The 13,128-nt window shown below is 33.6% G+C and carries 15 protein-coding genes; all 15 read left to right on the top strand.

Annotation, left to right across the window (positions count from 1 at the left end; translation table 11 throughout):
- Window positions 1-126 precede the first annotated feature (126 nt).
- Window positions 127-2,268, top strand: a complete 2,142-nt coding sequence (gene pnp / locus Q3907_RS09315; RefSeq protein WP_295644212.1) for a polyribonucleotide nucleotidyltransferase — start codon at window positions 127-129, stop codon at window positions 2,266-2,268.
- Window positions 2,269-2,342: 74 nt separating this feature from the next.
- On the top strand, window positions 2,343-3,731 hold the full coding sequence (gene pepV / locus Q3907_RS09310) for a dipeptidase PepV (protein WP_295644209.1): 1,389 nt from the start codon (window positions 2,343-2,345) through the stop codon (window positions 3,729-3,731).
- Window position 3,732: 1 nt separating this feature from the next.
- Complete coding sequence (gene trmB, locus Q3907_RS09305) at window positions 3,733-4,374, top strand: tRNA (guanosine(46)-N7)-methyltransferase TrmB (protein WP_301898075.1); 642 nt, start codon at window positions 3,733-3,735, stop codon at window positions 4,372-4,374.
- Entirely contained in the window at window positions 4,367-4,705 is a 339-nt protein-coding gene (locus Q3907_RS09300) for a thioredoxin family protein (protein WP_295560640.1), read from the top strand. Before trmB ends, Q3907_RS09300 begins: the two co-directional genes overlap by 8 nt.
- On the top strand, window positions 4,699-5,349 hold the full coding sequence (locus Q3907_RS09295; protein ID WP_301898074.1) for a hypothetical protein: 651 nt from the start codon (window positions 4,699-4,701) through the stop codon (window positions 5,347-5,349). The genes Q3907_RS09300 and Q3907_RS09295 overlap by 7 nt, the downstream gene beginning before the upstream one ends.
- Window position 5,350: 1 nt before the next feature.
- Window positions 5,351-6,658 carry a UDP-N-acetylmuramate--L-alanine ligase gene (locus tag Q3907_RS09290; protein WP_301898073.1) on the top strand — a complete coding sequence of 436 codons (1,308 nt, stop codon included), beginning with the start codon at window positions 5,351-5,353 and terminating at the stop codon, window positions 6,656-6,658.
- Between the two features lie 93 nt (window positions 6,659-6,751).
- The gene (locus Q3907_RS09285; protein ID WP_301898072.1) at window positions 6,752-7,966 is read left to right on the top strand and encodes an ATP-binding protein; all 1,215 of its coding nucleotides are present in this window, start codon (window positions 6,752-6,754) and stop codon (window positions 7,964-7,966) included.
- A 239-nt stretch (window positions 7,967-8,205) separates the two neighbouring features.
- Window positions 8,206-8,556 (top strand): hypothetical protein, encoded by a 351-nt coding sequence (locus tag Q3907_RS09280; RefSeq protein ID WP_295563225.1) that lies wholly within the window; start codon window positions 8,206-8,208, stop codon window positions 8,554-8,556.
- A gap of 1 nt (window position 8,557) precedes the next feature.
- Window positions 8,558-9,091 (top strand): hypothetical protein, encoded by a 534-nt coding sequence (locus Q3907_RS09275; protein WP_295563227.1) that lies wholly within the window; start codon window positions 8,558-8,560, stop codon window positions 9,089-9,091.
- A 2-nt stretch (window positions 9,092-9,093) separates the two neighbouring features.
- Window positions 9,094-10,101: a LacI family DNA-binding transcriptional regulator gene (locus Q3907_RS09270; RefSeq protein WP_295567348.1), complete on the top strand. Its 1,008-nt coding sequence runs from the start codon at window positions 9,094-9,096 to the stop codon at window positions 10,099-10,101.
- 44 nt (window positions 10,102-10,145) lie between these two features.
- A complete protein-coding gene (gene ybeY / locus Q3907_RS09265; protein ID WP_295563230.1) occupies window positions 10,146-10,601 on the top strand; it encodes an rRNA maturation RNase YbeY in 456 nt (151 codons plus the stop codon).
- Complete coding sequence (locus Q3907_RS09260) at window positions 10,582-10,929, top strand: diacylglycerol kinase (RefSeq protein ID WP_301898071.1); 348 nt, start codon at window positions 10,582-10,584, stop codon at window positions 10,927-10,929. The genes ybeY and Q3907_RS09260 overlap by 20 nt, the downstream gene beginning before the upstream one ends.
- A 12-nt stretch (window positions 10,930-10,941) precedes the next feature.
- Window positions 10,942-11,850 (top strand): GTPase Era, encoded by a 909-nt coding sequence (gene era / locus Q3907_RS09255; RefSeq protein WP_301898070.1) that lies wholly within the window; start codon window positions 10,942-10,944, stop codon window positions 11,848-11,850.
- Complete coding sequence (gene recO / locus Q3907_RS09250) at window positions 11,840-12,562, top strand: DNA repair protein RecO (protein WP_295644191.1); 723 nt, start codon at window positions 11,840-11,842, stop codon at window positions 12,560-12,562. The genes era and recO overlap by 11 nt, the downstream gene beginning before the upstream one ends.
- Window positions 12,563-12,979 (top strand): HD domain-containing protein, encoded by a 417-nt coding sequence (locus Q3907_RS09245; protein WP_295644188.1) that lies wholly within the window; start codon window positions 12,563-12,565, stop codon window positions 12,977-12,979.
- The last annotated feature ends 149 nt before the right edge of the window (window positions 12,980-13,128 follow it).

The raw sequence follows: 13,128 nt of genomic DNA, 5'->3' as shown, positions 1-13,128 counted from the left end.
AAATAAATAATCTTAAATCACGAAATTTTGAAGATTATTTCATGCGTAATCACTAGTAATCGAAAAGATTACTTTTTTTTTAAGCATTTATTTGATAGAATATAAAAGTATGATTGAGGTGAAAAAATGGCGAAACAAGAGTTTCATTTAGATTTTTGTGGTCGGGGGATCACAGTAGAAACTGGGGAAATCGCAAAACAAGCAGATGGTGCTGTAATTATTCGTTATGGAGATACAGTTACTTTATCAACTGCATGTGCATCGAACCAGGCTAAAGAAGGGATTGACTTTTTCCCTTTAACAGTAAGTTTTGAAGAAAAGTTATATTCTGTTGGAAAGATTCCAGGAGGATTTTTACGCCGTGAAGGAAGACCAAGCGAACATGCGACATTAACAGCTCGTATGATCGACCGTCCAATCCGTCCATTATTTGCGGAAGGATTCCGTAATGAAGTACAAGTTGTCAACACAGTATTAAGTGTGGATCAAGATGCAAGTCCTGAAATGGCAGCTATGTTTGGTGCTTCATTGGCATTATGTATTTCAGACATTCCATTCAATGGGCCAATCGCTGGTTGTAAAGTTGGACGTATCAATGGAGAATTGGTTGCCAACCCTACAGTTGCTCAAATGGAAGAAAGTGACATCGATTTAACTGTAGCTGGTACTGCACAAGCATTAAACATGGTTGAAGCAGGGGCTAAAGAAGTTAGCGAAGAAGATATGCTTGCAGCATTGATGTTTGGACATGAACAAATCAAAAAATTATGTGCATTCCAAGAAGAAATCGTTGCAGCTTGCGGTAAAGAAAAACGTGAAATCGAATTGTATGCAGTTGATGAAACAATCGATAGCGAAGTTCGCGCAAACTTTGAAGCACAAATTCGTGCAGCTGTTTCAATTAAAGAAAAATTGGAACGTTATGGAAAAATTGATGATTTAACAGATGAAGCTGCTGAAATGATCGCAAACAAAGAATATGCATCTGAAAAAGATCAAAACAATGCGGTTAAACAAGCTCGTGAAATCTGTCGTGGTATTGAAGCTGACGAAGTACGTCGTTTGATCATCGAAGATAAAGTACGTCCAGATGGTCGTCAAATCGATGAAATCCGTCCATTGAACTCACAAGTAGATTTACTTCCTCGTGTTCATGGTTCAGCATTATTTACTCGTGGAGAAACACAGGTATTATCAACAACTACTTTAGGTGCATTAAATGATAACCAAATTATTGATGACTTAACAGTTGTAGAATCAAAACGTTTCATGCACCACTATAACTTCCCACCATATTGCGTTGGGGAAACAGGACGTATGGGAAATCCAGGACGTCGTGAAATTGGTCATGGTGCTTTAGGTGAAAGAGCGTTGGCTCAAGTATTGCCAAGTGTTGATGAATTCCCTTATACAATTCGTACTGTGGCAGATGTTATGGAAAGTAATGGCTCAAGTTCTCAAGCAAGTATTTGTGCAGGAACAATGTCTTTAATGGCAGCTGGTGTTCCAATCAAAGCTCCAGTAGCTGGTATTGCGATGGGATTGATCATGGATGATGATTCAGGAAAATATACTGTATTAACAGATATCCAAGGTATGGAAGACCACTTTGGAGATATGGACTTTAAGGTTGCCGGAACTACAAATGGTATCACAGCTTTACAGATGGATATCAAAGTAACAGGTATCACAAAAAATATCTTTGAAGAAGCTTTAGCACAAGCTCACAAAGCTCGTCTAGAAATCTTAGACAATATGTTGGCTTGTATTTCTGAGCCAAGAAAACAATTGAGTCCATATGCACCTAAGATTGCGATGATGAATATTGATCCAGACAAAATCAAGGATGTCATCGGACCTGGTGGAAAGATGATTAATGAAATCATTGCTCAATGTGACAATGTAAAAATTGATATTGATGATGATGGAAAAGTTGTGATCTATCATAATGATTACGATACAATCGAAAAAGCAAAACAAATGATCAGTGATATTGTTCGTGTAGCTAAAGTTGGCGATGTATATGCTGCTAAAGTTGTTCGTTTAGAAAAATTTGGTGCTTTTGTGAACTTATTTGGTAACACAGATGGTTTACTACACATCTCTAAAATTTCACATCACCGTGTAGAAAAAGTAGAAGATGTATTAAAACTTGGTGATATTATCGATGTTAAGGTTACAGAAATCGATAATAAAGGCCGTATCAATGTAAGCGCAAAAGCTTTACTTCCAAAACCAAAAACAGAAGAAGAAAAAACGGAAGCGTAAAAGTAAGGAACTCGTTAAAAACGAGTTCTTTTTTCTTGACTATGTGGTAAAATAGTTGGGTAGAGGTGAAAATTATGGATTTTAATACAGAAGTACTTAAATATAAAGATGATTTCTTAAAAGACTTAAATACACTTGTATCGTATGAAAGTGTTCGTGATGAATCGACAAAAGCTGAAAATGCACCTTTTGGAAAAAATTGTCGTGACGTATTAGATGCAATGTTAGATATGGCTAAACGTGATGGTTTTGAAGCTAAAGACGTTGATGGATATGCAGGTGTTGTGGAATATGGTCAAGGTGAAGAAACATTTGGTGTTTTAGGACACTTGGACATTGTGCCACTAGGAGAAGGATGGACGAAAGATCCTTTAAAAGTGACTTTAGAAAATGGATATATCTTTGGCCGTGGTGTCATGGATGATAAAGGCCCTGCACTAGCTGGTTATTATGCATTAAAAATGATTCGTGATCTAAACATCCCCTTGAAAAAAAGAGTAATGTTGATTACAGGATGTGATGAAGAATCAGGTATGGAATGTATGAATTATTATGTGGATCATGCCGAAGTTCCTCAAATGGGATTTGTACCAGATGCAAACTTCCCAGTAATTTATGGTGAAAAGGGTGGCTTACATGTTGGTTTAGTTAGTTCAGATGAAACTGTAATCAAAAAGCTTCATGCGGGAAGCCGTCCAAATATCGTTATTGGTAAAGCCGATGTTACAGTGGATGTGATGAGTTATCAACAGGAAGATTTATTTAAATTCTATTGTGCAACTCAAGGTGTCAAAGGATCTATTAAAAGAAGTGAAGAAGGAGTTACACTACATATTGATGGTGCCTTTGCGCATGCAGCTATGCCATATAATGGTATAAATGCAGCCGTCTTATTATTAAACTTTATTGGTGAAGCTTATAATGATCAACTATCAAAAGACTTATATTCATTATTAAAAGATTGGATGGGAAAACCAGTTGGCATTGAAAAAGATGGTTTATATATGTCATTCTTGACAATGAATACAGGTATTGTGAATATTGAAAACAATAAAACAGATATCTTAATTGATATTCGTTATCCAAATGATACAAATGGTGATGAAATTATGGCTAAATTTGATGCAGCTTGTGAAAGCTTAACTTCAAATATTAAGGCTGAAAATCGTGGAGATTCAAAACCATTGTTCGTAGATCCAGATTCTCGTTTAGTTAAAGACTTGATGAGTGTTTATCAAAAATATACAGGCGATACATTCTCATGTCCTATCACAATTGGTGGTGGAACATATGCACGTAAATTTAAAAACTTTGTATCTTATGGTCCTGAACTTCCAAATGAAGTGATTGAAACTGATGCATTTGTAGGAGGATGTCACCAACGTGATGAAGGTATTAAATTAGATAACTTACTTCAGGCTATCTGCATTTATGCCGATGCGATCGTGACATTGTGTAGTTAATATGAGAATGCGTAAAGTAAAGTGGGCAACAGATTATTTGCCTACAGCAAATTGTTTAGTAAAAGAACCATCTAAACAAGCGGGTAACTGGAAAAAATTAATGGGTACAGATACTTTGCATATTGAAATTGGTTGTGGAAAAGGAAATTATTCTTTAGACATGGCAAAAATGTATCCGGATACTGGATTTATTGCGATTGAAAAGAATGAAAGTGCAGCGGGTATTGCCGCAAAAAAATATGATGAGGATACAGCAGATAAACATCTTAAATTGATTCAAGACGATGCAAGTTCAATCGGCGAATGGTTTGGACCTCGTGAAGTGGATGTGATTCACTTAAATTTCTCAGATCCATGGCCTAAAAAACGTTATGCGAAAAGACGTTTATCCAGCGCTACATTCTTAGATCAATATAAGCGCATCTTATCAAGAAATGGCGAGATTCAAATGAAGACAGACAATTCAAGTTTGTTTGAATATAGTTTGATTGAATTTCAAAATGCTGGATTTAAGATGGTTGAAGTCAGCGTGGATTATCGTCGTGATAAACATGATGAAGATGCGATCACAGAATATGAACAAAAATTCATTTCTTTAGGACAGCCAATCTATCGTTGTGTTTGGAGATATTCACATGATTGATATTAAAAATAAAGAAGAATTTACTCAAGCTTTAGATACATCAGGAATTCAAGTTATGGTGTTTACAGCATTTTGGTGTCCAGATTGTATGTATATCAAACCATTTATGCCTGAAATTGAAGAAGAATTTAGTAATCTTAAGTTCTATTCTTTAAATCGTGATCAATGTATGGATATTGCGATTGAGTATGAAGTGATGGGAATTCCTAGCTTTATTTGTTTCAAGGATGGAAAAGAAATTTCAAGATTTGTTTCTACACTTCGTAAAACAAAAGAAGAGATAGAGACATATCTTAATAAAACAATAGAAAGTGAGAAGGAAATATGTTAAAGGATTTAATGCATGCAATCTTCAATGAAGATATTGAAGAGGATGAAGAAGAAGTCGTAGAAGAGCCTACAAAACAGGAAGAAGAAGTAAAACCAGAACCAGAAGTTGTTGAACCTGTAGTACAACCAGAGCCTGTCTTAGCACAAGCAGCAAGTTCTATTGAAGACAATCCTGAAAACTTTATGGATTCTCCTATTTTCGAAAAGGCCATTATTCAGCCTAAAGAAAAGAAGTCTACAATTTTTAAAGGTTTAGATGTAGATTCAATTGCCCAAGAAGAAACAAAGCCAAAACAAAAAGCATATAAATATGATCGTCATAAATCAGTAAAGGTACGTCGTGTTGCGGAAGATTTAGATTATCAACCTGTTATTTCTCCAATTTTTGGAAATGTTGAGGATGATAAAAAAGAATTTGATAAAGTACATGATGCGATTTCTTTACAAAAACCAGAAGATGAAGATTTCTCACAGATTTTATCGCCAATGTATGGAACATACCTTCCTAGTATGCAACCTGCAAAATCGATTCCTGAATATAAGGTAGAAGATAAAAAGGCGAATATGAATCTTTCTGAAATGTTAGAAAAGCCAAAAAAAGAAACGACACAACAAACGTCTTTATTTGATAAAGAAGGTGAATAAAATGGCTTATCATTTTATTGGAATCAAAGGTACAGGTATGGCTGCCTTAGCATGCATCTTGCATGATGAACACAAGGAAGTAACAGGTAGTGATATCGATAAATATATTTTTACAGAAGATGGATTAAGAGCTCGTAATATTCCAATCTATTCATTCAATCCTGAAAATATTAAGGATAATGATACAGTTATCATTGGTTTATCTTTTGACAGTTCTCATCCAGAAGTAAAAGCGGCTATGGATAATCCGACTGTTAAAACGTATTATTATAATGAATATTTAGGTATTTTATTAGAGTCATATAGTTCTATCTGTGTTGCAGGTACACATGGAAAATCTACAACTACAGGTATTTTAGGACATGTTCTTTCTTTGCAGGATGAATGTGCCTATCTAATTGGGGATGGTCATGGATACATGCCAGAAAACGCAAATCATTTTGTGTTAGAATCTTGTGAATTCCAAAGACATTTCTTGGCTTATCATCCAGATTATGCGATTATCACCAATATTGATATGGATCATGTTGACTATTATAAAGATATGGATGATTATGTATCCGCATTCCAAAGTTTTGCCAACCAAGTAAAAAAACATATTGTGATATTTGGAGATGACAAACACTTAAAGAATATGCAATATAATGTTCCAGTTACTACATATGGTATGGAAGATGGCAATGATTATCAGGCTGTTAATATTGAACAAGGTCCATTTGGCATGCATTTTGATTGTAAGCACAATGGTGAAATTTTAGCTCATGTAGAATTGAATGAAGTAGGAGATCCATTTATGCAGGATGCCTTAGGATGTTTTGCACTAGCCCACGTTCTTGGAATGCCGACTGATTTGATTGTACAAGGCTTAAAAGAATATAAAGGAATTGCACGTCGATTTGTGATTGATGAAGTCAAGGATAGTGTATTAGTGGATGACTATGCACACCATCCAACAGCTATTCGTTACATGATTGATGCCGTTCGTAAAAAATATCCAGAAAAGAAAATTGTTGCGTTATATAAACCAGATCGTTATTCACGTCTACAATATTTCTTGGATGACTTTGCGGCAAGTTTAAATACAGCGGATCAAGTGTGTTTACTGGATTTTCCTAAAAATGCCGTTAGAGAAGATGAGACGATCACAGTCACAATTCAAGATTTAATGGATCGTTGTCCAAACGCAATCTTATTAGATGTAGATGATGCTTCAGCTGAAAAGTTAAAAGAATTTGCTCCTGCAGCCTTCGTCTTTATGTCAAGTAAAGACATCTATCTATTAAGAGATAAATTAGAGAAGATTTTATAAGAGAACAGATTGTCTGTTCTTTTTTAGTTGTGGACAATTCAAAAAGCGGCTATAATATGATTGAATCTTAGAATAGCCGAAAGGAGAGAGAATATGTATATTAAAAGACATATGGAAGAAACTATAAAAGAGTGTTTAGAACAATTTTCAATTGTATTAGTTACTGGACCTAGACAAGTTGGTAAAACAACACTTCTACAATATGTTTGCGATAATTTTCAATATGTTACATTAGATGATCCAATTATATTGACACAGGCTGTAGAAGAGACAAATTTGTTTTTAAAAAACTATCAACCACCCTTGTTCATTGACGAAGTCCAATATGCACCTAGTATATTTAGATATTTAAAAATGTATGTCGATACGAATAAACAAAAAGGAAGTTTTGCACTTACTGGATCACAAGCTTTTGAGCTGATGAAAGGGGTAAGTGAAACCTTAGCTGGACGAATGGCGATTGTTGAATTAAAAGGATTATCATTTCGTGAAATACATCATATTGAATTTAATAAACCTTTTATCCCAAATGAAACCTATTTTAATGAAAGAAAATCACAAATTAAAAGCTATAGTGATTTGTGGTATTGGATTCATAGAGGAAGTATGCCGCAACTTCAAGATGAAAAAATTGATTGGCAAAGATACTACTCTTCTTATGTGAAAACATATATCGAAAGAGATGTTCGACAAATTATTAATGTTTCTAACGAGTTAAAATTTGTAAAGTTTTTAACATCTCTTGCGGTACGGTGCGGTGAATTATTAAACATTAATGCAGTTGCGAATGAAATAGAGATAAGTGCAGATACAGTTAAAAGATGGATTTCGATTCTACAAACTTCGGGAATTATCTATTTGTTGGAACCATATTCTAACAATTTATTAAAGCGAGTTGTCAAAACACCAAAAGTTTATTTTTATGATACCGGTTTGGTATGTTACTTGGCTAGATGGACTAGTGCAGATACAGCTATGACAGGTGCTCAAGCTGGAAATATATACGAAAATTTTATTGTGTCTGAAATTTTAAAAAGTCATTTAAATGCAGGTAAAACCATTTCAAATATCTATTTCTATCGTGATCGTGATCAAAGAGAAATTGATGTAGTGATTGATGAAGATGGGAAATTGTATCCGATTGAAATTAAAATGACGGCAAATCCTACAAAGTCCATGGGAAAACATTTTTCGGCATTAAAAGATATCCCAAATAAAGAAGTACAACCAGGAATCATATTATGTCAATACGATCGAAAGATGTATTTGACTGAAGATATGATCGCATTACCAATTGAATATATTTAATCGATACTCTTTCTTTTTTTCATAGTTAACAAGATTTGCTTGTACACTATGTTTTGAGCAAGTTCGTGAAGTTGAACCAAGAAAAAGAGGATTTTGCCTCTAGAATGTATTTTACGGAAGTGTTAGAATAATTCGAGCACTTCTTTTATTATTTGTAGCGTTTACAGGGTTGTGAAAAAAGTTTCAAAAAAAATAGATAAGTTAGAAAGCTTATGTTATAATCTTTCTGAGGTGGTATTGTGAGTTTAGATATCTTTATGAGTACATTAGCTCGTGCATTTTCATATGTATTACCAATCGTTGGTGTTATCGCATTAATTTATTTGATTTTGTTTTTAAAACAGTTGATTGAGACTTTAAAACAAGTATCGAAAACATTGGATACGGCAAATGATCAATTGAAAAAATTAGATGCACCATTAAAAACAGCTGAAAATATCTCAAACACAGTTGATGAAGTAAATCAGAGCGCAAAAGAGGCGTTTGTGAGTGTGATGAGTTCGCTTAGTGAAAATGTACAAAATGCCAAAGAATGGTTTCAAAATAAAAAGAATGGAAAAGAAAGTATTGAAACAAAGGAGGATGAATGACATGGATGAAAAACAATTAATTGATGATTTAGAAAAAGAATCGATGCTAGAACTTGAAGTGATGCATGAATCCGAAAATACTGATAATGAAAGAATCATTGAGGACGCTAAGAGTAAGATTGAAAAGTTATTTGATGATTTGCGTGATTTATTAAAAGACGCTTCAGATCCTGAAAAAGTAAAGGAAGCTTTATCGCAAGCTAAGGATGATGCAAAAAATATTCTTTCTTCAACAAAAGATAAAGTGGTTGAAGTAAGTGAGAGTGAACAATTTAAACAAACAGTTTCGGCTGGTAAAGAATTTTTACAGGGCACAGCTGGATTGGTAGTAGATGGCTTTAAATATGGAAAAGAAACATTAAGAAAAAATGATTCTTTACGTAAGGTGATTGATAAAGCGGATGAAAAAGTAGACGAAATTCGTACAAATGATTCTGTTATTCGTGCCGTTGATAAAGCAGAAGAAGTAACTGGTAAAGCTACAGAAGCATTGTTTAGTGGATTGAAGAAAATATTTAACAAGGGGGACGAATAGGAATGAAAAGAATTACCATTTATGATGTTGCCAAAGAAGCAGATGTTTCTTTAGCAACTGTATCACGTGTTATTAATGATAGTAATGTGGTACGTGAAGATACACGTTTACGTGTTCAACAAGCTATTGAAAAATTAGGTTATAAACCAAATGCGATTGCGCAAGGATTGGCATTATCAAAAACAACTACAATTTCAATTGTGATGAGTGAAAAATTATTTGCGTACAATGCGAAGATCTTAAATGGTCTAATGGATGTCGCAAAAATTTATAATTACAACATCATGTTCCATACTACAAGTAAGGGAATCTCAAAAATGCAAGATGTGATTGAATCTATTATTAAGTCACGTGTAGATGGTGTAATCTTATTCAATGACAACTTTTCAGAAGATGAAATGGAAGTGTTACATGAATACCAAATTCCTATGGTTGTTGTTGGAAGTAAATTAAAAGGACATAAGATTGGCAACGTAGGAAATGTATATATTAACTTCGAACGTATGGCATATGAATTTGTCAATGAATGCTTCGAAAAGGGTATTGATGATATTTCTATGGTAGAAGATAAATTAAATCTTTCTATGATGGAACAATTAAAAGCGGGTGTAGATCGTGCTTATGCAGAAAAAGGATTGGTTTTCGACAAATATGTAACTTATGATGACAGCTACAAATCAAGCTATACATTCTTGTCTGACTACTATAAATCTCACAAGCCAAGCCGCATGGTTATTACATTCCGTGATTCTCAAGCCATCGCATTGATGAATGCATGTAAAGAATGTGGATATTCAATTCCAGATGATACAGAACTTGTTTGTATATTGAATTCAAAATATTTAACAATGATGCGTCCTACAATTTCTACATACAACATTCCTGAATATGATTTAGGTGCCGTTGCGATGCGTTTACTAACAAAGATGTTAGTGGATGATGAATCTGTTAAACAAAATAAAGACATTGAAATCTCATTCTCAAAAATGTTTAGAGAAACTACAAAGTAAGAGTTCGTTTTGAACTCTTTTTTTATTTAGTGTATAATTTAGGCATGGAAATAATTTTTACAAATAATGCAAAAGATAGAAGTGTCTATCGATACAAAAAAGACTTTGAAAACATATTAGAACGTGCATGTAAGGTGTTAGAAAGAAAGGGAGATTGGAGTTTATCTGTAATATATGTAACACCTGAACAGATTCACGAAATCAATCGTGACTATCGAAATGTGGATCGTCCTACAGATGTCATTAGTTTTGCGATTCAAGATGATATGAGTGATATGTTGATCGAAGAAGATCAATATGAACTTGGTGATATCTTTATCAATGTGCAAGCTATTCGTGATCAAGCTAAAGCATATGGACATTCGATTCGTAGAGAAGCTTGTTTCTTATTCTGTCATGGCTTACTTCATTTGATGGGATATGATCACATGAAAGAAGAAGATGAAAAGGTTATGTTTGCCTTACAGGATGAAATTCTAGATGAATTGGTTCAAAGGTAGATTCAAATATGCTTTTGAAGGATTATACTATGCATTTACTTGTGATCGTAGTATACGTCTTCAAGGGATATTTGGGATTATAGTCATTTTGTTTGGCTTTATCTTCCATTGTTCTTTCAAGGAATGGATGATGTTGATCAGTGCAATTAGTTTTGTATGGTTTAGTGAAATTATCAATTCATGCATCGAAAGATGTGTAGACTATATTTCATTAGAACACACGCAACAAGCTAAACATATTAAAGATATGGCTGCAGGAGCTGTTTTTATTATCAGTGTGCTTGCGGCTTGTATTGGGCTTTATGTATTTTTGCCCAAAATATTTTAAATTGGAGGTAGAATGAAAAATTATAAATCAGGATTTATCGCAATTGTTGGAAGACCCAACGCTGGAAAATCAACATTATTGAATGCATTGTTGAAAGAAAAAATTGCGATCATGTCAGATAAACCAAATACGACAAGAAACAATATTTCAGGTATTTTAACACATGAAGATTGTCAATATGTGTTTGTGGATACACCAGGTATTCATAAGCCTCAGCAACAATTGGGACGTGTATTAAATAAGAATGCCTATTCAGCTATGGAAGATTGTGATGTGATTGGATGGATCGTAGATGGTACACAATCTTTTGGAACAGGGGATTCGTTTATTTTAAAAAGAATTGAAACACTTCATAAACCTGTCGTATTGATTATGAATAAAATCGATAAATTGCCAAAAGAGCAATTGTTGAAACGTTTAGTCTATTGGCAAAACCAATATGACTTTAATGATATTGTTCCAATCAGTGCTTTAGACAAGGATAATCTAGACGAATTGTTACACGTATTTAAGGGATACTTACCTGAAGGAGAGCCGATGTTTCCAGAAGAAATGAAATCGGATCATGATATTAACTTTAGAATGTGTGAGATTGTTCGCGAAAAGATTTTGTTTAAAACACATGAGGAAATTCCTCATAGTGTGGCGGTTATTTTAGAACGTAAAGAAAAACGTGGTAATCGTATGTATCTTCAAATGATGGTAGTTGTCGATCGTGAATCGCAAAAGAGAATTTTGATTGGAAAACAAGCAAACATGATTCGTTCCATTCGTTTAGATGCACAAAAAGAATTAAAAGATATGCTTGGATGTAGTGTAGATTTAGAGTTGTTTGTTCGTGTAGAAAAGAATTGGCGTAATCATGAAAACAAGATCAAAGAATTCGGTTTAGACGAATTAGAACAAATGGATGAAGACTAAGATTCAAGCCCTTGTATTAAGTGTAAGTGAATATAAGGATAAGGATGGCTTAGTCAAAGTATTGACTAACGATTCCATTTTAACTTTATACGCAAGAGGACTGTTCAAAGTGAATTCTAAGAATTTACGGCTTGTACAGCCTTTTTCTTATAATGAATTCATGATTGAAGACAAAATGAAGATGCCTTTATTACTACAAGGACAAACCATTCATTATTATTATCACATTCAAGAAGATCTATTTAAATCGAGTTGTTGTTTTGTACTACATGATTTGATTTCTAAAACGAAAGAAGAAGAAAATCTATTTCATACATTATTGGAATGTTGGAATTCAGCCGATAAAGACTTGGATGACTTTTATTTCTGGGCTTGCATCGTATTGAAATATTGCATCGAACACGAAGGAATTCAACCATTCGTGGATGGGTGTGTACATTGTCAAAATACAAGAGTAGAAACTCTATCCTTAAAAGATGGAGGATTCTTATGTAATACGTGTAATCATAATCAATATCCGAAGTGGAGTAAAGATCAATTAAAGAAATATCGAGCTTTATTTAAGTGTAAAGAAGAAAATTTAGAGTATTTGAAAGTTCATTTTGATTTCACCCTTGATGATTTAGTTTATCTAGCCAAATGGATGGAGTATCATAGTCATAGGAATTATCCAAGTATTCGTTTTTTAGAAAGTCTTAGAGGTTTAAAATAAATGTATCAAGAATTAGCACTACAAATTGCACAAAAAGCCCATGTAGGACAAGTGGATAAAGCAGGTAAAGATTATATCCTTCATCCTATAACAGTTTCATCTTATATGGATACGGATACTGAAAAAGCAATAGCTTACTTGCATGATGTGTTAGAAGATACAAACGTTACGGTGGATGAGTTAAGAACTATATTTTCAAACGAAATTGTCGATACCGTGATCACATTAACACATAGAAAAGATGAATCTTATTTTGAATATATTCAAAGAGTATCTAAATCTAACTTAGCTAAAAAGATCAAGGTTGCAGATCTTTTACATAATCTAGATATCACAAGAATTAAAGAACCGACAAAATCAGATTATGAAAGGCTAGAGAAGTATAAAAAAGCTATTCTTTTTCTTACAACACATTAGATATGTTGTATAAGTTAAGTGGGATCATACTTAGTGGATGATTAAAACTTGCCATGAGAAATCATGGCTTTTTATTTCTAGCTTGTCTTAGGATTTGCTCAATTGTAAAACTAAATCCCATTGAGAAATAGTAAATACTACGAGGTTGA

The sequence above is a fragment of the uncultured Holdemanella sp. genome, assembly GCF_958348295.1.
In the GTDB taxonomy this organism is placed as follows: domain Bacteria; phylum Bacillota_I; class Bacilli_A; order Erysipelotrichales; family Erysipelotrichaceae; genus Holdemanella.
This window is presented reverse-complemented; position numbering and strand designations above follow the sequence as displayed.

Coding starts and splice junctions, on each gene's coding strand:
- pnp (WP_295644212.1), top strand. CDS start 127: ATGGCGAAACAAGAGTTTCATTTAGATTTTTGTGGTCGGGGGATCACA.
- pepV (WP_295644209.1), top strand. CDS start 2,343: ATGGATTTTAATACAGAAGTACTTAAATATAAAGATGATTTCTTAAAA.
- trmB (WP_301898075.1), top strand. CDS start 3,733: ATGAGAATGCGTAAAGTAAAGTGGGCAACAGATTATTTGCCTACAGCA.
- Q3907_RS09300 (WP_295560640.1), top strand. CDS start 4,367: ATGATTGATATTAAAAATAAAGAAGAATTTACTCAAGCTTTAGATACA.
- Q3907_RS09295 (WP_301898074.1), top strand. CDS start 4,699: ATGTTAAAGGATTTAATGCATGCAATCTTCAATGAAGATATTGAAGAG.
- Q3907_RS09290 (WP_301898073.1), top strand. CDS start 5,351: ATGGCTTATCATTTTATTGGAATCAAAGGTACAGGTATGGCTGCCTTA.
- Q3907_RS09285 (WP_301898072.1), top strand. CDS start 6,752: ATGTATATTAAAAGACATATGGAAGAAACTATAAAAGAGTGTTTAGAA.
- Q3907_RS09275 (WP_295563227.1), top strand. CDS start 8,558: ATGGATGAAAAACAATTAATTGATGATTTAGAAAAAGAATCGATGCTA.
- Q3907_RS09270 (WP_295567348.1), top strand. CDS start 9,094: ATGAAAAGAATTACCATTTATGATGTTGCCAAAGAAGCAGATGTTTCT.
- ybeY (WP_295563230.1), top strand. CDS start 10,146: ATGGAAATAATTTTTACAAATAATGCAAAAGATAGAAGTGTCTATCGA.
- Q3907_RS09260 (WP_301898071.1), top strand. CDS start 10,582: ATGAATTGGTTCAAAGGTAGATTCAAATATGCTTTTGAAGGATTATAC.
- era (WP_301898070.1), top strand. CDS start 10,942: ATGAAAAATTATAAATCAGGATTTATCGCAATTGTTGGAAGACCCAAC.
- recO (WP_295644191.1), top strand. CDS start 11,840: ATGAAGACTAAGATTCAAGCCCTTGTATTAAGTGTAAGTGAATATAAG.
- Q3907_RS09245 (WP_295644188.1), top strand. CDS start 12,563: ATGTATCAAGAATTAGCACTACAAATTGCACAAAAAGCCCATGTAGGA.